The sequence below is a fragment of the Actinomycetota bacterium genome, assembly GCA_040757835.1.
Classification (GTDB): Bacteria; Actinomycetota; Geothermincolia; order Geothermincolales; family RBG-13-55-18; genus SURF-21.
The window spans coordinates 80,174-101,201 of the sequence record JBFLWJ010000007.1 but is presented as its reverse complement, the minus strand read 5'-3'; the positions used below and the strand labels follow the sequence as shown (position 1 = coordinate 101,201).

Genomic DNA, 21,028 nt, shown 5'->3' with positions numbered 1-21,028 from the left:
CCGCGATCATCCCCAATCGGTGCGGAAGCCTTTCCCCCCCGGGGGCCAGGAGAAAGCGATGGCCCCGGCGGCACAGACATACCAGCACGATGCGCACTCCATGCACTTTTCCAGGCTTTTCACCCTCGCCTTGCGGCCGGAGATCTCGAAGCAGTCCCCCAGGCATACCCGTACGCAGTCGGCGCAGCCGTCGCAGTTCTCCGCGATGACCTGGATGAAGTCGCCGGCGCCCTCGACCCATTCCACTCCCGGCAGGTCCTCGTAAGACCGGGCCATCTCAAACACCTCCCCTGCCCGGAGGGTCGAAGGTGGCCGGGTCGGCCCGGCGTACGAAGTCCACGATCCTGTCGCTCGCGGGGCCTGTGAACCCCTCGAGTCTTTCCATGCCCCGGAGGGCCGCCTCCAGCAGCGGCAGCACCGCCTTCATGGCCGGATTGGCGAAACGGCATAGCGGTTCGGCCAGTCCGACCCCCGCCCTCACCAGTGGCGCCAGCGGACGCAGCACGGCGTCGGCCGCCGCCAGCACGCCGCGGAATACCGCCTGTGCCACGCGTGGCTGCGAGGAAGGGTCGCGCGGGGGGAGCTCCTTACCGCCGCTGTAGTCATAGCGCTCGTAGATCCAGTTGAAGTAGTAGCGGAAGAACATCCTTATCCAGGCGGTGATGACGGTGGGGTCCTCCGCCAGTGCCCGCAGGACGTTCTGCATCAGCGGTGTGCTCACGTGGGCGAAGCCCCCGAGTCCCCAGCCGTCGTGCACGTAGCCCCTGAACTCGCCTAAGTCATGGTGCTCCTGGGCAAAGCGGAGGTTGTAGCGGTTGGGGGCGGTGATGGACCACTGCAGGATAGGGTGGCCGCGGATGCGCTCGTCATAGCGGGCAAGGAACTCCCGCGAGGTGTCCCCGGCGCGCAGGGCCTCGATGGCCACGTCGGCGGCGATATCGGCGGAGAACCAGGCCGCTGGGACTCCGTCGCACAGCTCCGTGCTCTCCAGCCCGGCCGCATCGCCGATGAGGATCATGCCATCGGTATGGTTGGGCATCTCGCGCAGCTCGCGGTCCAGGCCCACGAAGATCTCGAAGCTCTCCCAGGTGCGGGCGCGCAGCTTGATGCGCGGCGCCACCTCGTCTCTCCACCACGGCAGCTTGCTGGTGATGTTGTCGTGGTACTCCTTGAATAGCTTCCTCAGGTTGGGGACTTCCCCGCTCGACAGGCGCAGGCACTGGTCCTGCATGAAGTGGATGCTGCCGCGGTACGGCCACACCATGAGGCCGTTGCCCTGTCCAAGTGGAGGGGCCAGCTTCTGCTCGTCCCAGGCCCAGCAGAAACGCAGGGTGTGCCCCATGAGCCGGTCCAGCTCGTCCTTGTCTATCTCGTAGTCGTAGACGTCGGCCAGGGAGATGGCCTCCGGGGGATATTTCTCCCGCACCCCGGCCTTGACCGCCAGCAGCCCCTGGGACCCCTCGGCGTCGATGACGATGCGCGCGCGGATCTCCTCGCCGCTGTCCGTCCTCACCCCGGCGATACAGCCACCGGAGCGCAGCACGTCCACTACCGTGACGGAGGTGCGCAGTTCCGCCCCGGCCTCCACCGCCTTCTCCGCCTCCCACTGGCAGAAGGGCTGGCAGTAGGCGTTGTATCCGAAGCTGATGACGGGGGAGAGGGGCTTGGGGACGCGCAGGGAGCCGTCTGTTTCGATATCTCCGCTGTCCACGTCCTTGATGATGAAGTTGATGATGCCGTCCACCGGCCTCTCGATGGGTGGGTTGCCGTCGCGGATGAACGCGGGACCGAAGAGGAAGCCGTAGAAGGGGATGGTCAGCCCGGAGATAACCTTTTCTCCCACCTTCTGCGAGCGTTCGAGCATCAGGGTGCGCAGGCCCGCCTCGGCACATTTTTTCGCGGCAACCGGTCCGCCGAAACCGGCCCCCACGATGACGACGTCGTAGTCCTCCATGTCCCCCTCCCCTATTGCCGGGGCGCGGAGCCGTACGTGGGCGAAGACGGCCTGGCCGCGCTTTCCGGCTCTGTGATCACCGACATCACCGGGTCGCTTGCTCCTCTATGATATCCCGCCGTCGCGGCAAAGCCTAGGGGCACGGCGCCATGGGCCGATTGAGGAGGATCAGCCGCAACGGTGGCGCGGATGTTATAAAATCATAAGCGTTGTGAGGTCCGGCAGCTCCGACAGCGGAAGGGAGGATGCCTTATCGATTACGAAAAAGACGCTAAATGGTACCGCAACTGGTATGTCATCCTGGGCGCATCCCTCATCTTCCTCACGGTGGTCCTCTACCTCGTCCATTACGCTATCTTTAGGGACGCTCACCATATCTGGATCTACATGCTCGGGGACATAGCCTTCCTCCCAATCGAGGTGCTGCTGGTCACGCTCATCGTCCACCGCGTCCTGGACATACGCGAGAAGCGCAACCGCATGGAGAAGCTGAACATGGTCATAGGCGCCTTCTTCAGCGAGATGGGCATGCAGCTATTGCGCTCCTTCGCGGAGTTCGATACCACCTGCCAGGAGATCAAGGACTGCCTGGAGGTGAAGGAGGCCTGGAAGGACGATGATTTCCGCCGCGCGGAGACATCGGTCTCGGAATACGAATGCGCCATCGGCAGGGACGACAAACTCCTTGAGGAGATGCGCGAGTTCCTCCTCTCCGAAAGGGACTTCCTGCTGGCCTTGCTGGAAAACCCCACCCTGCTGGAGCACGAGACCTTCACCGACCTGCTGTGGGCCGTCTTTCACCTCACCGAGGAGCTGAAGTACCGCTACCTCATCGAGGATCTGCCGGAGGCGGACCACAAGCACCTCTGCAACGATATCGCCAGGGCTTACCGCCTGCTGCTGCGGGAATGGCTGGTCTACCTGGAGCACCTCAAGAACAACTACCCTTACCTCTTCTCCCTCGCCGCGCGCATGAACCCCCTGGACCCCGAGGCATCCCCCGTCATCGCACAAAGCGCCGACTTCATCTCATCGTAGAGGCCGGATGGCACGTGCGGGAAACCGGCCCCGAGCCTGAGCCGTCCCGCCGTGTCGCCTCCAGCCCACCGCATCGATCTGCCGATAGTTGTAGAGATGTCTGCCGCGGTCACGGGATGTATGGTGCGGCAGTTCAGAAAATTGTAGTTCAGGCAGGCGAGGATGGAGTTGATCTGATATGGCAAGAGCAAAGATCTGCCCGGAGTGCGGGGTGCCCCTCAGCGTCACCAAGCACCATACCTGGTTGCCCAACGGTACCATCCTTGAAGACGGCAATCTCGACCACCGCATGGTATTCATCGAGAGCGAGAGCCTGCGGGATACTTTCTCGGGTATAGAGGGCATCATGGGCATCTCCATCGCGAGGATCATTATCGAGAGCCAGCGCAGATCCACATATGACTCCATCGACCATGCTCTGCCGGCACCGGTCAAGGCTATCTTCCGTTATGTGGGCACCGGGCTCATATCACGGTATATCGCGAACATCGGCAGATTGACCGGCCGCGGTGATATCGAGGTGGTGTCTTTTAAGAGGCGGAAGGGCGAGGATGACTATATCAAGCTGCGCATCCGTGAACCCTTCTCGCTGTCCCACTTCAGCGGAAACTTCGTCGGCGCCATGGAAGCGGTGGATGGGAGGGAGATCGAGGTCACCTACGTGGAGACCGCGCCCGACGAATACGAACTCACGGCGAGGATCTCCGGCCATCCCCTGGAATTAACGGAGAGACTGCAGAGGAAAGCTCCCCGCTACAAGGAAGGGGATTTTAAACTTCCGAGATGCGGGGTCTGCGGTGGCCCCGGGATCCTGGCCGATTACGTCTGGCTGCTGGACCGGGGGGTCATAGAGAACAGGGAGAGCAAGCGCCGCATGGTACTGGTAAGCACGGCGACCCAGGAAGCTATTATCGATGAGCTGCAGGCAGAGCTCGGCGATTCTATCATCCAGGCGGCGATGGAGGCACAGCGCAGCCTGGTCGCGACCGGCTTCTTCTCGAGCGAGGAGATAAAGGGTGTCGATGACTTCCGTACCCAGTTCGCCTACCGTGGCCTGGGCAACCTGGTAGAAGTCGAGCTCGACCAAGACCACCTGCATTTCCGCCTGGAGAACGCCTGCCTCCACCCGATGGTAGCGGGACTGGTCCAGGGCCTCTACGAGCGCGCCTTCGGTACTGAAAGCGAAATGGAGTGGGAGGTCACCGCCGATAACGACCTCGTAGCCGAGGTGAGCAAGAAGAGTTGAACTTGATGGCACGCATGATCGCGAGCAGCCCGGATCCCCGGGTTGTGCGTATGGCACGCACTGGAACTTCCAGGTCGCCTGGATAGGGGCATTACCTCGCGGGAAGCCCCTGGGCCCGCTATTTTTCCTCGCCCGCCCGAAAGCGTGGGCGGTATACTGGGCATTTCGCCACGCACAGACCGCAACGCACGCCGCTCATCCCCGGCAGGCCCAGCTTGATGTAGTACTTGAGGCAGGCCGCCTTGTCCGTTCCCCTGCCGTCCTCGCTGAGGGCGCCCACCGGGCAGGCCTTTACGCAGGCATAGCCGCAGCGCTCGGGCCGGCACAGCGTCGCCTCGCGCGGGCTTCCCGCCGGCAGCTCCGCGTCGGTGAGCAGGGCCACGAAACGCACCCTGGCGCCGTGCTCGGGGTGGAGCAGGAGGTTGTTGACGCCGATCTCCCCCAGGCCCGCTTCCACGGCCATGTGCCGGAAGGAGAGGTTCTCCCACAGCACCTTCGCGTTGAGCAGGTCGTGGACGCGGGGGACGGCGGCCAGGTGGCGCAGCAGTTTGAGCAGCAGGGCCGGCCGCTTGTCCAGGTTCCACCCCGGCATCTCCAGGTAGGGGACGGGGAAGGCCTTGTGCCCGCGGTCCTGCAGGCAGGCGGCCGCGTCGAAGAGGGCGTGGTTCAGCCGCGTGTTGGCCATGTGGAAGTTCACCGTGTACTCCTTGCGCGTCGCCGGCAGCTGGTCCAGGGGGAGGTCCAACATGCGCATGCCCATGAGCACGATGGAGCGGGCGCTCGCCAGGTATTCGCCGGGGCGGTGCCCGGGCGGCGCCTTTTCCCCATATGCCAGCGCGTCCGCCACCCCGAACAGCTCCGTCCCCGCCGCTTCCCTCAGCGCGTCCAACAGGTCCATGTCCACCTCCGGGTACGGGTCGCGCTCAGGCCTTGGAGACGGGGAAGGATACCTCGGTGAGCAGCTCCGACTCCGCCACCTGGCTTGGGTCGTTGAGCCAGACCTCGCGGGCGGGCCCCGCGTACTGGTAGCCGTTCTCCTTTACCCAGGCCTCCATGTCGTTGTAGGCCAACTCCACCGTGTTGTAGGGGCCCTTGTGCATGGTCACCGCCGCGAGCCCCCCGGGGACCTCGCGCGCCTCGATCTCCCCCTTGCTCTCCAGCAGGCGGTTCACCGGCACGCACAGCTCCATCTCGAAATCGTTGGGATCGAACCCTTGCATATCACCGAAATACAGGCCGAACGGCGCCCCGCTGGGGTACTCGCCCAGCTCACCCAGGTAGCCGAAGATGGCGCCGAACCCCGCGCCGATGTCCCCCTGGATCTTCTCCATGGAGGTGCGGAAGCGCTTCCCCAGCACCATCTGCGCGGGCTGCTCCTGCAGTTCGATCTTCCTCTCCATCTCACGCTCCTTTCATCCGCGACTGAACCTTCACCCCGAGCATCGAGCCTCCCCCAGGGGGAGAGTCAAGCCCGTTTTAGTGACAAGCGGTCCGCTTGTGGGAGGCGTGGCGGCAGGCGTCACGGGTCACCCGCCCGGCCGCGGTGTGTGCCGGGTTCGAGGCTCAGCCCTGCCCGACCGGGAACATTACCTCCGTTCGCAGGTCTGCCTCGTCGTCGATCTGGTCCGGACCCACAAGATAGACTTCCCGCGGCGGTCCGGTATAACCGTAACCCTTCTCCTTCACCCAGAGGTCCAGGGCCTGGTAGGCTTCGGCGACCTCGTGATAGGGGCCCATGTGCATGGTCGAAGCCATGAGACCGCCGGGGAGTTCCCTCCCGCTGACGCGCCCTCCTCCGCCCATGGGGCGGACCACCGGGACGCAGATCTCCATGTCGATGTCTTTCTCGTCCCACTCCTCGCCGTAGTAGATGCTGAAGGGTGGGCCGGCCGGGAACTCCCCCCGCTCCCCCAGCCGGGCGAAGATGTCCCCGAAGGCGGAACCTATGGACGCGTCCAGCTCTCCATAAGTGGTATGAAAACGGACGCCCAGGATGAACTGGTCCGCCATCTCCTTGAGGCTCACCTGCCTTCCCGGGACCTGTTCCTCTCCATCGATGAGGCGCTCGATGGAGGAGACGATGGAGCGGTATTCCTCAAGGCGCCTCTGCAGCCCTTGGCGGTGTGACTCGAGCAAGGCCCGTTGCATGTGGGGGTCGCGCTCCCTGATGAAGAGCTGGATATCCTCAAGGGGCAACTCGAGGGAACGCAGCAGGCGGATGAGGTTGGCCTCGTTGAGTTGCGCCGAGCTGTAGTAGCGGTAGCCGCTCCTGGAGTCGATGTGGCCCGGCTTGAAGAGGCCGCGCTCGTCGTAGAAGCGCAGCGCCTTCACGCTCATCTTGCTGACCCGGGAGAACTCCCCGATGCTGAAGAGGTCGCCACCCATGACCGCCGTGCTGCCCTCCCTTGCCGTCCGCCTCTCTCCGACCCGGACGATGCATCCTATATATTACCCACAAGCGCTGACAGAAATGCCTCCCGAGGCGTGGGGCTCGGAGCATATGGGAGCGCACGGGCTGTCCGTGTCACTGCCGCCGGCCATACTGATGCTGGGAGAGTATGAAAAGACAAGGGCGGACCATGGACGTGGAGGAGAAACTCAGGATACTGGGGGGCGCGGCGCGTTACGATGTATCGTGCTCCTCCAGTGGCGTTAGGAGACCCGGCCGCAAGGGGAGGCTGGGGGACTGCGCCAGTGCCGGCATCTGTCACAGCTGGTCCGACGACGGGCGCTGCATCTCGCTGTTGAAGGTGCTCTTCTCCAACCACTGCATTTACGACTGCGCCTACTGCGCCAACCGGGCGTCGGTGTCGCGGCCGCGTGCTTCTTTCACCCCCGAGGAGCTCGCCGAGCTGACCATGGATTTCTACCGCCGCAATTATATCGAGGGGCTCTTCCTCAGCTCCGCCGTGTGGGTGAGCCCCGACTACACCATGGAGCGGCTTCTCCTCACCGCCAGCAAGCTGCGGCGGGAGAAAGGCTTCAACGGCTACATCCACCTCAAGGCCATCCCCGGGGCCAGCCCGGAGCTCATCCGGCGGGCGGGCATCCATGCCGACCGCATGAGCGTGAACATCGAGCTGCCCACGGAGAAGAGCCTGCGCAAGCTTGCCCCCGACAAGCGGAAGGAGGACATACTCGGCCCCATGGGGGACGTGGCGGAGCGCATCGACGGCAACCGGGAGGAGAGGAAACGTTTCAAGAGGGCGCCTGCTTTCGTCCCGGCGGGTCAGAGCACCCAGCTCATCGTGGGAGCCACGCCCGAGAGCGACCTGCGCATCGTGAGCCTGGCCGAGGCCCTCTACGGCAGGTACTCCCTCAAACGCGTCTACTACTCCGCCTTCATGCCGGTGTCTGACGACCCGCGCCTGCCCCGCCTGGAAACGCCGCCCCTCCTGCGCGAACACCGCCTCTACCAGGCGGACTGGCTGCTGCGCCACTATCACTTCACCGCGGGCGAGATCCTCGACGAGGATAACCCGCAACTGGACGAGGAGCTGGACCCCAAGTCGGGGTGGGCCCTGCGCAACCCACAGTTCTTTCCGGTGGAGGTCAACCGCGCCGACTACGAGTCCCTGCTTCGCGTGCCCGGCCTCGGGGTGAGGTCGGCGAAGAGGATACTCTACGCCCGGCGTATCCATTCCCTCGACTTCGACGCCCTGCGAAAGATCGGGGTGGTGTTGAAGCGTGCCCGGTACTTCATAACCTGCGGGGGGAGGTACTACTCGGGGGAGAAAGTGGGGGACGAGGAGATCAGGCGCAACATAACCACCTTCTTCCATCCGGCAGCCCCGGGACCGCCGGCTTCGCGGCAGCTGTCCCTCTTCGCGCAGGCGGGCATACTCGCTGGGGTGGAGGACGCGTTCTCCAGCGCCAGTGGGGAGCTGTGACCGTGCCGCGGCTCTACCTCTATGAGGACGGCTTTCCGGGGCTGCTCACGGTGCTGGACATGCTGCGGGAGGCAGACGAGGAGCCCGAGGACATCGTGGCCGCCGGGAAAGCCGTCCAGGTGAGCCTGCTGGCCGACACGGTGCGGGTCGAAGCGGACACGGTGCGGGCGGAGCGCCTGTGCGGTGATTTGCGCGAGAGCATCTCACCCAATGCCCTCCGGCACGCCTTCCGCGCCTTCCTCTCGGAGGAGGAGGGCGCCGGGTACCATATCTACCGTTACCTGCGGCTGGGCTGGGAGGTAGGGGCGGACGTGGACGCCCGCCTGGGCGACCAGCACGTGCATGCGGTCCACCGCATGAGCAGGCGCACGGGGTGCGAGGCCCACCGAATGCAGGGGCTGCTGCGGTTCCGCCAGCTCGAGGGGGGTCTGTACTACGCCCCCATGGAGACGCGTTGCGACGTGCTCTGCCTGGTGGTGGGGTATTTTCTCGGGCGCATGGGCGACCAGGACTGGGTCATCCATGACCTGGGGCGCGGGCATGCCGCCCTCTGCCACGGCGGTGAGCTGCATCTCGTTGACCTGCCCGGGTTCGACCCGCGCCTGAGCGAGCGCGAGAAGCGGTGCCAGGAGATGTGGAGGGAATATTTCAAGACCATCGCCGTCTCCGGCAGGCGCAACCCCCGCCTTCAGAAGAACCACATGCCCATGCGCTACTGGAAGCTCCTGGTCGAGGAACCCTCCGTCTAAGGGGACGGGTCTTGGATTTTGGATACCCTGGTATGTAATGGCATAAATTAGCAACTATATCCTTGTTGTACAGCGATTTTAAAAGCAGTATTCTGACTCCAAGATCCAAAACCCAAGACCTGACCCCCCGGTGCGCGGATTGCGTCCTCTATGATAATATCTCTATGCTTGTGCAATTATTGGGGAAGCCGGTACATGCTAACGGGGAATCTTTTTCTCCTGTACGTTTTTCATAAAAAATGGCCGGTTGGATAGCGGTCCGTTTCAAAGATCAGGGGGGTAACGATGAGACCGCACACATTTCTCGCGTGGATCCCGGGAAAAAGAAGGGCCGCTGCGGCCCTTGCCGTGATCATGGCCCTGCTATTGGCGGTCATGCTCATCCCCCTCGCCGCGGCGGCCGGGGCGGAGGGGACACCCAGGCGCGGTTTCCCCAAGGAAGCACCTGGGGAGAAAGGCCGCGGTCCCGGAGAGGGAGGAAGCGGAGAAGCCCCGGCGGAGTCGGCGGCCTTCGAACTCTCCAACCCCGTCTCCCCGGACGATTTCCAACGCGTCGCCAGCTACGGCGAGAGCTACCTTGCCGAGAACAGCGCGGGAAAGAGACTGCTGTACCTGGAGGGGGACGCCTACCAGAGGGGCTATGCCGAGGGCTATCTCTGTCCGCAGGGCGCACAGAGGATGACCAGGGACTACCTTGAGAATTTTCTCCTGGAGATGGGCGAGGAATTTGGGCTGGACCTGGACTTCAGGCAGTATCCATGGTTATGGGACCTGATGTGGAACATCCTCAAGATACTGGTCATGGCCAACCAGGACGCCGTCCCCGAGGAATTCCTCCAGGAGATGCGGGGCATATCGGACGCCTGCCGCGACCTGGGATACGACGTCAGCTACAGGGACGTGCTGACCCTGAACGCAGGCATAGACACCCTGCAAAGCGTGCTCACCGGGTTCCAGGCCCTGTTCTGCAACGAGTTCGCGGTCTTCGGGGATGCGACGGAGGACGGCAGCCTCCTGCATGGGCGCGACCTGATGTTCGCCACGGGAGGGGACGTCCTGGCGGACGAATCCCTGATCATGGTGCACAGACCCACGCAGGGCTATCCATTCGTTACCTCGGCCGCTCCCGGACTCGTGGGCATCCCCACGGGGCTGAACACGCAGGGTGTCAGTTGCGCCATGGACGTGGTGTATTCCATCTTCACCCGGCCCCTGATAAGCGGCAAAGGCACTATGATCCTGTGCCGGGAGATGGTGCAGTTTGCCGGCTCCCTCGACGAGGGGATCGCGCTTATCCGGGACAGCGACCGGGCGGTGCCCTGGCTCTATCTCGTCGCGGACGGCAAGCAGTGCGAAGCCGCGGTGCTCGAGACTTTCGCCTCGAGTCTTCTGCCCCCCGGGGACTACCTGCAGAGATATCTCAACCGGCTGTTCCTGGGCTTGCTGGGCATGTTTTTTCCCGGCCTGAACCAAGGCGGGCAGGCCGTTTCGCCCACGGGGACTGCCGCTGACGGGGGGTGGGAGATAGTGAAGGGTGAAGTCGTGGGCAACGACCTCCTGGAACCCTCACCGCACCCGTCCTGCCCCAGCCTGGACAAAGGCGTCATGGTGAGATGGCCGGATTACGTCGATCCGGAATGGTTTGACGCTCCGGGAGCGGTCCCCCCGGGCCTGGCCTGCGGTTTCTTCCCCAGGCAGTCGGAGGAATACCCCGACCTCGTGGCCATGACCAACCACTACATCATCCCCCTGATGGCGCTGACATACCCCTCCCTGGCCTGCAGCAGTGACAGCACTTCGCTGTGGAGGTACGACACCATGCTCGGCCTCCTGGACGAGGGCTACGGGGACATCGACGAGGCAAGGGCCATGTGGATCATCGATTTCCTGAACCCGGCCCGCTGCGACTACTACGGTACGGATACCTCGCAGTCCGTCAAGGGGCACCACGTGCTCATGGACAACGGGGACCTGGAGATGTGGTCCCTGCACGGTTACTACGACACCCCCTGGGTGCACGTGGACCTGATGGAAGTGCTCGCGGGTTCCTGAGCGGCAGGCCGCGCATGGCGGCGGGCATCCCGCGTGCCCCCTCGGACCGTTCGCGGGATGCCGGCCGCGTTTCCCGGCTGGACCGCCGGCCTCAAAGACCCCCGTTCTCTAATCTCCGTCTAAGGGGTCTTGGATTTTGGATTTAGGAGCCAGAATGCCGTTTTTAGAATTGCGGTACAACAAGGATATATCAGCCAATATATGCCATTACATACCAGGGTATCCAAAATCCAAGGCCTGACCCCTTCATGGTACGGCGGGCAGGATGAGACGGGAAGCCACCCCATGGCCGCGGAAGAGCTGGATGAAGGAGAGCCCGAAATGCGGCAGGCAGGAGAGAAGGTCCGCCGTGGATATCTCCAGCTTTATCCTGCTGCCCGCGGCGAAGCGGTGGTAGCAGGCCTGCATCTCCACCGGTTCCTCCGCCGTGTTCAGGGTGGTCCAGGTCCCAGGGTCGTAACCCTCGTAATACCCCCGGCTGACCAGGGTCTCCGTGCCGTCCGGCGCCACCTCGTAGATCCAGGGGATGAGCTGCGTGAAGGGGGCCGAGGACTGGTAGAAGACCTCCAGCAGGGGAGCGCCCATGATGGTCAGGTCTTCATTGAGCGGGTCGGAGAGGTAGCTGCGCTCCGTCAGGGGGATGGTGAGCATCTTCAGCCTGATGGGTATCTGCATGGCCTCGCCCCCGAGCATCTCCGTCACGTCCTGGTAGTAGGGGAGGGAGATGGAGCCGGTGATCCCGAAGTTGATCAGCAGGTCGGCCGCGGTTGCGGGGCTCGCCGGGGCGCCCGAAGAGAGCTTGCTCCCTGTGGCGGAAGCGTCGAGATACAGGGACTTGGCGCTGGTGCCGGGCAGGGGGAAGGAGTCGGCCGCGCCGTAGTCGCCGGGGCCGCGGTAGAAGGAGACGCGCGGAGCCTCGTCCGCCCCGTTTTCCTCGCCCTTGAGGTAGTGGTCGAACCACGCCGCGATCTGGCCGTTCACCCAGTCGTATTCGGCGTTGCCCGGGAGGGGGATGGAGAAGTTGGGCCCAATGCCCCCCAGGTGCCCATGGTTGGTAACGATCACGCGCGCCGGGGCGGCCATGCTGGTGGAGAAGTGCTTGAGGGCCTCGTTGGCATAGAAGATGTCGTCGTTCCACCCCGCCACCATGAGCATGGGGACCGTGACCGGGTGTTCGATAACGCCGTCGTACTCCGCGTCGCACCAGTAACGGGTGGAGCGCTCCCGCAGGTATTGCCGGCCTTTCTCGATGTCATCGACCCTGCGTTCCAGGGCCGCCCCGACGATCCAGGCGAGTGTGTTGTCGACGTTGTTGAAAGGAGAGGTCAACTTCCCCAGCTGTCCGAAGAGGCCGGTCAGTTTCTGCCACGCGTTGAGGTCCTGGCGCAGTAACAGGTTGATGGTGCTCAGCAAGAGGCCCGAGATGTTGCCGATGTAGGAGCCGGCCGTAAGGAGCACTCCCCACAAGGCCTTGGCGCCGCCATTGGGCAGGATGGAGTAGACGAGGTCCGTACCGCCATGCATGGGGACAACGGCGCGCAACCTGGGGTCGCCCGGGTCTCCCGGCCGGGGGTCCTTGCGGGGGGCGATAAGGTAGGAGAGGCATGCGCCCATGGAATAACCCATAGAGCCGACCACCGGCCCCTTGTCGTCCCAGAGCACCGGGAAACGCCCGTCTTCCGAGACCAGGGTTATGATATCGCTGATGTCGCGTACTTCGTTCGCGGGATCCATGCAACCTATCTGGCCCTCCGCGCCGAACCATCCCCGCACCGTGAAGGTGACGCATACGTAGCCCCGGGCGGCGTACTCGCTCGCCGCTCCCTCGAAAAAGGTCTTCTCGCAGTCCCAGGGGTGGATGAAGATGATCACGGGATATGCGGCCGCCGCGGACCCCTCGGCGGCCTCGCCGCCGGGGTAGAATACCGACACTGGCAGCTTGACACCGTCCCGCATAGTCCAGGTCTCGTCTATTCTTTCCACCCGGGATGGTACGGCCTGGGGCGTTCCTCCCGACTGCAGTTCCGCGCCGGCCCGGGATGGCGTCTCCTCGGCGGCAGGGGCGATGATGGTACCGAACCCCATGACCAGCATAAGAAAGACGACGATACAGGCGATGATCTTATAAGGATGGTGACGCAACATCTCTCCCCCCTCGATCGATACCCGTGATTACGTGTCTGGGAGACAGCTGCGTTTTGCGCTGCAAGGAAGCGGCAGAGTTCTTTCGTATCCCCCGGCAATCAACCTCACCATACAATATATCACGAAGTATATAAACCACCAACCCCGCGCCATGACATACATGGGGTCAAGTCTTGTTTTTTGGATACTCCGGTATGTTCCCAGTTCGTTCCAGGGATTTTACTACCAGAAAACAAGACCTGACCCCATGGAGAGAGGGGGCCCGCGGGCCCCCTCAATGCTCAGGGCGTATTAGCCACAGCTCTTATTGCACTTGCAAGTGCCGCCCTTCCGCCTGGGGATCTTCGTGATCCTCATTTCACCACCTCCTTGGTAGTGTGGTACTCAAGATAATTATACACGTGCCCGGGGGTAGATAAACCACAACCGTCAACCTCCGAGCGGGCGTCCCATGCGGGCACACATCAGGGGGTCGGGACCCTCCGCGCCGGCCATCAGCTCGGCCCTGAAGCGGCACCCGCCGCCGCATTCCTCCAGCATCTCACAGGCCGCGCAAGCCCCCACCATGGGCATCTTGGGCAGCTCCAGCCAGGCACGGCGCAGGCCTCCCGCCGCGCCCACATAACCTCCGCTCGCCTCGCGGTAGTAGCCGCATTTCACCAGGCGGCCCCCGGGTTCCACGTTCGCCAGGTGGGCCCCGCATGCATACCCCGGGGCGCCCTCGTGCGCGCCCCATCCCCACTCCAGCTCGAAGAGGGGCGCTGCTTCCTCCAGCGGCGGCATGAACTCGCGGTTGTCCCGCATGCGCCCCCACTCCACCGGGTACTCCAGGGTCCAGGACGATACGCCCATGGTGTAGAGCGTCTCCCCCAGGCCCTCCAGTTCGTGCAGGTTGTGGGAGTGGATGACCGTGGCCACGGAGACGTCTACTCCAGCGTCCATGGCGCGGCGCACCGCTTCCATGACTTTGCCGTAACCGCCCTTCCCTCGCAGGTGATCGTGCCCCTCCTCCAGGCCGTCCACGGAGAACTGTATCTCCTTGAAATTGAGCCTCTGCAGGTCCAGGTCCTCCACGAGGGTGCCGTTGGTGATGAGCACGCCGCGAAAGGACCTCCCCGCCAGCTCCCGGTCGAGCATGTCCAGGTGGGGATAGAGCAGGGGTTCTCCCCCCGTAACCATAAGGCGCAGCCCCCCGATATCCTCGAAGTCGTCGAGGAGGCGCCGCGCCGTCTCCCATGCCATATCCGCCGCGCCCGCGTCTCCCAGGTAGCAGTGGCGGCAGCGCAGATTGCAGCGGTCGGTCACCTCGAGCATGAGGTAGCGCAGGGAGGGCGTCTCGTTGAGGCCAATATTAACGGCCCGCTCGCGCGGTGTGGCCAGGGTTTCGAGCACGCCTTCCTCCAGGCAGTAGGAGAGGAACGCCTCCTCGGGTCTCAGCTCCTTTATTGTGTGCGTGCCGTCGCAGCGCACAAGGACCTCCATGGCTTCCGGGGATAGCTCGTAGAGGTCGTCTGACTCCACGTTGTAGACACAGGGCTCCTCCAGCTGCTTGAGGAAGAACCCTTCCCTCAGCCCGAGGAAGAGATCGCCGGGGGGTCCGCCGTTATCCGAGCTCACGCAGGGCCCTCTCCAGGTCGAACGCGTTGCGCTCCAGCAATGCCTTCAGCAGCAGGAAACTCCCGCACTCCTCGTTCTCCTCCTCGCCGTGGTGATAGAAGGCACAGTCGGTGCAGAGGAGCGCGCGGTAGTCCTCGATGTCGTCAAGCCCGGAGACGCCGTCGAGTATCTCCTGCGCCTTCTTCACGAAGCCTGGAAATTCATTGTCCATGGAAGAGTTCGCCTCCTTACTTCGCTAACTGCGGCCCCATAAAGGCCCGACGCTTTATTAATTATTGCACTGCCGCGTGGACGCTAAACACGAACGTGGCACATCTGGGATCGCTGCAGGGTAGCCTGGTCTGTCACGGGATCGTGCTGTTGTCGCTACAGTCGTATATGCGCCGACGGCGATCCGCGCGTATTCAGGCAACACCGCCGAAGATCCTCCTCACGAAGACAGGGATTCGAGCCTGCCACCGGGTCGGGTTGCGCTTTGTTGACCGCCTTGTCGGGTTAGAGAATAATCGTCGTAGGAAGGGAATCGGGGAGGAACTACCGAATGCGGGAGGTGGCTGCGATGTCTTCACGGCGGGTCTCACAGGTTTCACACCGCGGCGGTGGTAAGCGCGGCTATTCCGCCGCCGTTCTTTTCTTATGCTTCCTTCTGGCCCTGGCTCTCCTCACGCCCCTGCTCCCTCCCGCCCGGGCGGAAGCCTCCGCGGACGAGGTTGAGGCGGCAGCCGAGATCGCCAGGACGCTGACCAGCGAGGAGGCCACCGTCTGGTACCTGGCCGAGGGCTTTACCGGCGGGGACTTCGACACCTGGGTGCTGGTGCAGAATCCGGGGGAGGAGGCCGCCGACGTCACCCTCAACTTCCAGCTCCCACCGGGCAGCAAGGCCGATCCCTACTCCTTCAACCTCCCCGCCGGGTCCAGGCAGTCCATCAGGCTGGACGGGCTCCCGGGCCTCTCCTCCACCGACGTCTCCACCAAGGTCACGGCCACCAGGCCGGTGGTGGCGGAGCGGGCCATGTACTTCAGTTACAACGGCAAGGCGGGCGGTCACGATTCCATAGGGGTGAAATACCCCGCCAGCGAATGGTTCCTGGCCGAGGGCTACACCGGCGGAGACTTCGACACCTGGGTGCTGGTACAGAACCCGAGTGCCGCAGATACCACAGTCACCCTCGATTTCCAGCTCCCGCCCGGCGCCTCCGCGCCCTCCTACTCCTTCGACCTCCCGGCCGGCACCAGGAAGTCCATCAACCTGGACACCCTGCCCGGCCTCTCCTCAACCGACGTGGCCACCAAGGTCTCCAGCCCCATCGGCGTGGTGGCGGAGCGGGCCATGTACTTCGATTACAACGGCAAGCCCGGGGGACACGACTCGGCCGGCGTCCCCAAGACCTCGAACAACTGGTACCTGGCCGAGGGCTATACCGGCGGCGGGTTCGACACCTACGTGCTGGTGCAGAACCCCGGGGAGGAAAGCACCCGCGTCACTTTCACTTTCCAGCTCCCGCCGGGTGCCTCCGCGCCTCCCTTCTCCTTCGACCTGCCCGCGGGGACCAGGCAGTCGGTCATGCTGGACGGCCTGCCCGGCCTTGCCTCAACCGACGTCTCCACCACGGTCGCGGCGGACAAGCCGGTGGTGGCGGAGCGTGCCGTCTACTTCGACTACTTTGGCAAGAAGGACGGCCACGACTGCGCCGGAGCCATCCGGCCCGAGTGCGACTGGTACCTGGCCGAGGGCTACACGGGCGGGGATTTCGACACCTATGTCCTGGTGCAGAACCCGGGGGAGACCGACAAGCAGGTGACCCTGCACTTCCAGCTTCCCCCCGGTTCCTCCGCCGCCCCCTATTCCTTCACCCTCGAGGCCGGTACCAGGAGGTCCATCATGCTGGACGGCCTGCCCGGCCTCGCCAGCACCGACGTCTCCACCTGGGTGGACGCCGATGGCCCGGTGGTGGCGGAGAGGTCGGAGTATTTCACCTACGAGGGGAAGAGCGGCGGCCACTGTTCCACCGGCGCCCTCTACGAGCCCCCGGTCATCCCCGCAACCACCAAGGTGCTGACCCAGGCCGAGATCGACCTCCTGGAGAGCGTGGTGCAGTCGGGGGACAAGAGGATCGTCACCTTCGATGGCAGCACCTCGGTCATAGCAGACCTCATGGCGGGCGACGTCATCCTCAGCGATTCCCCGGACGCTCCGGACGGTTTCCTCTACAAGATCGTCGGCGTGGACCGTGGGGGCGGCAAGACTACCCTCACCGTCATCTCGGCCGGCCTGGAGGAAGCCATCTGGCAGGGTAATATCTCTCTTTCCGGGAGCCAGGTGGCCGGGGTCGCGGCGGCCGATGCCTTCAACACCGCCTCCCTGGTCCACTTCGACAAGGAGCTGAGCGTCTCGCAGCAGGTAGGGACCGGGGGCAACTACGTGGACCTCACCGGCTCAGTGGGCATCGAGCTGGACCTCGATTTCACCATCGACATCGATTACACGCCGCCGGACCTGGAATGGGTCAAGAAATACAAATGGGGAGTGCCTTACTGGGTGCCGAAAGTCACACCGCCCTCGGTGGAGCTGAAGAGCGTGGCCTTCGGGGCTTCCTTCACCGAGGAAGTGGCCATAGACGTCACCATCCACGGCGACTTCAGCGCCGACGAATTCGTGATGACCATTCCGGGCACTAAAATAGACCTGACACGGATCAAGTTCATGGCGGGTCCGGTCCCGGTATGGCTGACCCCGTATATCCAGCTGGCCGTGGGGGTGGACGGAAATATAGACATGGGGATCACCGCGGGGGTGACCCAGACCTCCACCATCTCTGCCGGCTGTTCCTGGAACAGCGCCTCTGGCTGGTCGACCGACAAGGACTTCGACAGCACTTTCACCATCAGGTATCCAGAGCTGGCGGGTCCCTTCACCGCCTCGGACTGTACTTTCTCCTTCGGTCCTCAGGTGGGGATACTTCTCTACGATATCCTGGGCCCCTACCTGAATATCCTGGCGGGGGAGAGGATAACCGGTGATCCCAACACGGCCCACCCCGGTCACCCGCTGCTGGCCATGTATGCCGCGCTGGATATCGACATCGGGATCAAGTTCGGCATCGAGGTCGGTATCTACAAGTGGGTCTGGACCTACTGGCTGGTGAACGAGAAGTTCCGCGCCATCGAATGGGATATGCTGCTCTTCAAGTCGGTGCGGATATACAGCCTGTCACCACCGACGGGAGAAGTGGGCACGCTGGTGACCATAAACGGCACCGGCTTCGGCAACACGAGGGAGAACGGCTCTTATGTCTCTTTCGGGGGCAAGAAGCCGACCGAATATGTCTCCTGGTCAGATAACCAGATCAAGTGCCGGGTGCCGGCGGGCGTCTCCGGCACGGTCAAGGTCAAGGTGACCCACATCTTCCACAAATGGGGACCGCTCGAGATCAAGATCACCTCCAACGGTGTGGATTTCACCTCGTCGGGCGGAGGGGGCGGAGGCCCCGGCACCTGGGACGCCCAGTCCTCCGGGACCACTGAATATCTCAATGGTGTGTCCGCGTACGACGCCAGCCACGTATGGGCGGTGGGGTCGAACGGGACCGTCCGCTTCTTCAACGGCACCTCCTGGGGCAACCAGGCCAGCGGCACTACCATGCCGCTATACGACGTCTACGCCGCGGCCGCCAACCGCGTGTGGGCCGTCGGGTATAATGGGACCATCCGCTATTACAACGGCACCTCCTGGGGCAACCAGGCCAGCGGCACCGCCAACGATCTCAACAGCGTCTATGCCGCGGACGCCAGCCACGTATGGGCGGTGGGGTCGAACGGGACCGTCCGCTTCTTCAACGGCACCTCCTGGGGCAACCAGGCCAGCGGCACCGCCAACGATCTCTACAGCGTCATGGGCACAGATGCCAGCCACGTGTGGGCGGTTGGCGCCAACGACACCATGATCTTCTATGACGGAAGCAGTTGGAGCCCGGTGGCAGGAGCACCCAGCGACGATCTGGGCGATATATGGGTCGCGGACGAAGGCAATATATGGGTAGTGGGAGTGAACCTTTACTACTATGACGGCTCTACATGGGATACGCATTTTTCCGGCCTCTCGGAGGGCCTGGTCAGTACCGCCGCCCTCTCCGACAGCCAGGCCTGGGTGGGTGCATGGTACGGGACTATCCGCTTCTGGGACGGCTCCGACTGGATAGTCCAGGACGTGGCCGACTCCGGCGTGGACATCATGGACATCGATATACTCGACCCCACCCACATGTGGGCTGTGGGGTCGAGCGGGACAATACTCTTCAACGGCGGCACCTGAAAAGCCGAGGGGTCAGGCCCGGAAATAGGCCTGACCCCTCAGCCTGCTAGTCCGAGGAGACGAGCGGCAGCTCCACGTACGAACCCCCGTAGACCTGCCAGGTCGGGGGAGGGCTGAGCTGCGGCGTGCGGAAGTTGTCCTTGTCCGCTCCGGCCAGCGATATGCGTATGCTGTGCCCCTGCTTGAAGACATGGGAGACGGGGAAGAGCCCTATGACCAGCTCAGCCTGCTCCCCTGGCACCAGCGGCTGTACGTCCGCCTGGAAGCTGCGGTGGTAGGGCAGCAGCGGAGACCAGGGGCGCTCGCTGAGCGCGCGCAGCGAAGCCCGCAGCTGTCCCTCGGACTTGTACTGCGCGTAGCCTTCCTCGTCGATATCCTCCAGGTATACGAAGAAGTCGCCGTCCGTGGCGGTAGAGGACACCTTCAGGACCAGGACGGGAAAGCCGCTGACCTCCATATCCTGCGCAAGGGGCTCCGTGGTGAAGGTAAGGCATTTCTCGTCCTCCGCCGCCCGGTCCTCGTATTCGCTGGGCTCCCCGGTCATGGCCAGCCAGCGTGTCTGCTTGCCGCTGCTGGTGGTGTAGTCCACCTCGTAGGTGCCCACGGCCTCCCCATCCGCTGGCGCAGTGTTGCTGAGGGAGCCGCCACCCTCGAAATAGTACGGAGTCGCTTCCGCCCCGGGCGGTGGCCACTCCTCGTAGAAGCCCCACTCGCCGCTCCCGGTCGTGTAGATGTAATAGGGCTCCTCCTCCTCGAAGCCGTTCTCGATGCCCTTGAGGTAGCGGTCGAAGAAGCGCACGCACTCGATGGCCGATCCCTCGAAGCCCTGTGTGTGGTCGTAGTCGCCGATGAGGCACTTTCTATCGTTGCTCAGCGTTTGCTGGAAGGAAATGGTATCCGTGGAGTAGCAGTCCAGCCACCCGCCCATGTTGTAGATGGCCACGCCCGACTCCTCTATCTCCTCCAGGTGCCCCGACGGGCTGGCGGCGGGATAGCCCATGGGCTCGCCGTACGGGGTGTCCACCACGCTGTCCCGGTAGACCATCTGGTCCGCCAGCACCACCAGGTCGGTGTTGGCCGCGTGCTCCGCCGTCGCCGCGGCCAGCAAACTCCCGTCCGAGTCCTCGTCCACCGGCTTGCTGGGATAGACGCCCACGCCCGGCGCGGAGCGGTTGCCGTTGAGCAGTTTCATTGCCATGTCGTAGACCTGCACGAAGTTGAAGTCTAGGATGCCCCCGGGGTAGACGAAGTCGTAGAGGTCGAGGGCGCCGTAGCGGGGGACGATGGCCTTGAGGTGGGGGTTACGGTTGGAGGCGTTCATGAACTGGATGATGGCCAGATAGGACTGGCCCATCATGCCCACGTTGCCGTCGCACCATTCCTGCGCCGCTATCCAGTCCACCAGGTCGCTGCCGTCCTCGACCTCCGGGGGGGAGAAGATGCCGAAACGCGTCCCGAAGGAGGCGCCGGTGCCGCGGATGTCGGCGCACACAACGGCGTAGCCGTAGGATACGATGGTGCGGGTGGGGGATCCGGGGTCGGTCATGAGGTCGATGACCTCGCCGTCCTTCACGCTGGCACGGTGGTAGGGGGTCATGATGAGCACGGCTGGGACCTTGCCCTCCGGCCCCTGTGTGGGCCGGTAGACGTCCACGGCGATCCTGGTGCCGTCGCGCATGGGCACGTACTGCGAGGTGGTCTCCCAGGAGGCGTAATCGGGCTGAGAGTAGCCGGAATATTCGCCCGGCCTGCTGACCTTCTCCGCCGTTGTCGTGCCCCCGCATCCCAGGGCCATGGTGAGCAGCAGCGACAGGACGGCCAGGCAGAGCGCGGCCGCCAGCAGCCTGTGTCTAAGGATTCCCATGATCTCCCCCCTTGCTCGCGGATGGCCTCTACGCCTTCTTCGCCGGCTTTGTTGCGCTTTCCTTCACGGCACGAAAGCGCGGTGGCCGCCGCACCGTGATCGTTGCACGGGCCGGGGTTGATCCCGGACGTGCCGGTTCCACGCGGCACCGCCCATGCAGG

General features: G+C 63.9%; 16 protein-coding genes. 6 read left to right on the top strand and 10 right to left on the bottom strand.

Annotated elements, in window-relative coordinates; genetic code table 11:
- Positions 1 to 6: 6 nt before the first annotated feature.
- The 3 genes from AB1384_08060 to AB1384_08050 all read right to left on the bottom strand — a co-directional run bounded on the left by AB1384_08060 (position 7) and on the right by AB1384_08050 (position 2,302).
- Positions 7 to 276, bottom strand: coding sequence for a hypothetical protein (locus AB1384_08060; protein MEW6554223.1), 270 nt, complete (start codon positions 274 to 276; stop codon positions 7 to 9).
- Position 277: 1 nt separating this feature from the next.
- Positions 278 to 1,954 (bottom strand): NAD(P)/FAD-dependent oxidoreductase, encoded by a 1,677-nt coding sequence (locus tag AB1384_08055; GenBank protein ID MEW6554222.1) that lies wholly within the window; start codon positions 1,952 to 1,954, stop codon positions 278 to 280.
- A gap of 192 nt (positions 1,955 to 2,146) precedes the next feature.
- Entirely contained in the window at positions 2,147 to 2,302 is a 156-nt protein-coding gene (locus AB1384_08050) for a hypothetical protein (GenBank protein MEW6554221.1), read from the bottom strand.
- A gap of 39 nt (positions 2,303 to 2,341) precedes the next feature.
- On the opposite strand from AB1384_08050, the gene AB1384_08045 reads away from it, so the two are divergent.
- Both AB1384_08045 and AB1384_08040 read left to right on the top strand, forming a co-directional pair.
- Positions 2,342 to 2,992: a hypothetical protein gene (locus tag AB1384_08045; GenBank protein MEW6554220.1), complete on the top strand. Its 651-nt coding sequence runs from the start codon at positions 2,342 to 2,344 to the stop codon at positions 2,990 to 2,992.
- Between the two features lie 178 nt (positions 2,993 to 3,170).
- On the top strand, positions 3,171 to 4,238 hold the full coding sequence (locus AB1384_08040; protein ID MEW6554219.1) for a hypothetical protein: 1,068 nt from the start codon (positions 3,171 to 3,173) through the stop codon (positions 4,236 to 4,238).
- Positions 4,239 to 4,356: 118 nt separating this feature from the next.
- On the opposite strand, the gene AB1384_08035 is transcribed toward AB1384_08040, so the two are convergent.
- The 3 genes from AB1384_08035 to AB1384_08025 all read right to left on the bottom strand — a co-directional run bounded on the left by AB1384_08035 (position 4,357) and on the right by AB1384_08025 (position 6,623).
- Complete coding sequence (locus AB1384_08035) at positions 4,357 to 5,136, bottom strand: hypothetical protein (protein ID MEW6554218.1); 780 nt, start codon at positions 5,134 to 5,136, stop codon at positions 4,357 to 4,359.
- 25 nt (positions 5,137 to 5,161) lie between these two features.
- Positions 5,162 to 5,638, bottom strand: a complete 477-nt coding sequence (locus AB1384_08030) for a GyrI-like domain-containing protein (GenBank protein MEW6554217.1) — start codon at positions 5,636 to 5,638, stop codon at positions 5,162 to 5,164.
- A gap of 163 nt (positions 5,639 to 5,801) precedes the next feature.
- Positions 5,802 to 6,623, bottom strand: coding sequence for a MerR family transcriptional regulator (locus AB1384_08025; GenBank protein MEW6554216.1), 822 nt, complete (start codon positions 6,621 to 6,623; stop codon positions 5,802 to 5,804).
- A gap of 194 nt (positions 6,624 to 6,817) precedes the next feature.
- Here AB1384_08025 and AB1384_08020 point away from each other — a divergent pair, with 194 nt between their 5' ends.
- The 3 genes from AB1384_08020 to AB1384_08010 all read left to right on the top strand — a co-directional run bounded on the left by AB1384_08020 (position 6,818) and on the right by AB1384_08010 (position 10,929).
- Positions 6,818 to 8,128 (top strand): putative DNA modification/repair radical SAM protein, encoded by a 1,311-nt coding sequence (locus AB1384_08020; protein ID MEW6554215.1) that lies wholly within the window; start codon positions 6,818 to 6,820, stop codon positions 8,126 to 8,128.
- 2 nt (positions 8,129 to 8,130) lie between these two features.
- The gene (locus AB1384_08015; GenBank protein MEW6554214.1) at positions 8,131 to 8,877 is read left to right on the top strand and encodes a TIGR03915 family putative DNA repair protein; all 747 of its coding nucleotides are present in this window, start codon (positions 8,131 to 8,133) and stop codon (positions 8,875 to 8,877) included.
- Positions 8,878 to 9,162: 285 nt separating this feature from the next.
- On the top strand, positions 9,163 to 10,929 hold the full coding sequence (locus AB1384_08010) for a hypothetical protein (protein ID MEW6554213.1): 1,767 nt from the start codon (positions 9,163 to 9,165) through the stop codon (positions 10,927 to 10,929).
- Positions 10,930 to 11,175: 246 nt separating this feature from the next.
- On the opposite strand, the gene AB1384_08005 is transcribed toward AB1384_08010, so the two are convergent.
- From AB1384_08005 to AB1384_07995, 3 genes are all read right to left on the bottom strand, one after another.
- Entirely contained in the window at positions 11,176 to 13,074 is a 1,899-nt protein-coding gene (locus AB1384_08005) for a CocE/NonD family hydrolase (GenBank protein MEW6554212.1), read from the bottom strand.
- 429 nt (positions 13,075 to 13,503) lie between these two features.
- The gene (locus AB1384_08000; GenBank protein MEW6554211.1) at positions 13,504 to 14,691 is read right to left on the bottom strand and encodes a radical SAM protein; all 1,188 of its coding nucleotides are present in this window, start codon (positions 14,689 to 14,691) and stop codon (positions 13,504 to 13,506) included.
- Positions 14,678 to 14,902: a hypothetical protein gene (locus tag AB1384_07995; protein ID MEW6554210.1), complete on the bottom strand. Its 225-nt coding sequence runs from the start codon at positions 14,900 to 14,902 to the stop codon at positions 14,678 to 14,680. Before AB1384_07995 ends, AB1384_08000 begins: the two co-directional genes overlap by 14 nt.
- A gap of 348 nt (positions 14,903 to 15,250) precedes the next feature.
- Between AB1384_07995 and AB1384_07990 the strand changes: the two genes are divergently transcribed.
- Positions 15,251 to 19,003 (top strand): DUF5719 family protein, encoded by a 3,753-nt coding sequence (locus tag AB1384_07990; GenBank protein MEW6554209.1) that lies wholly within the window; start codon positions 15,251 to 15,253, stop codon positions 19,001 to 19,003.
- A 46-nt stretch (positions 19,004 to 19,049) separates the two neighbouring features.
- On the opposite strand, the gene AB1384_07985 is transcribed toward AB1384_07990, so the two are convergent.
- Positions 19,050 to 20,867, bottom strand: a complete 1,818-nt coding sequence (locus AB1384_07985) for a CocE/NonD family hydrolase (protein MEW6554208.1) — start codon at positions 20,865 to 20,867, stop codon at positions 19,050 to 19,052.
- Positions 20,868 to 21,028: the final 161 nt, after the last annotated feature.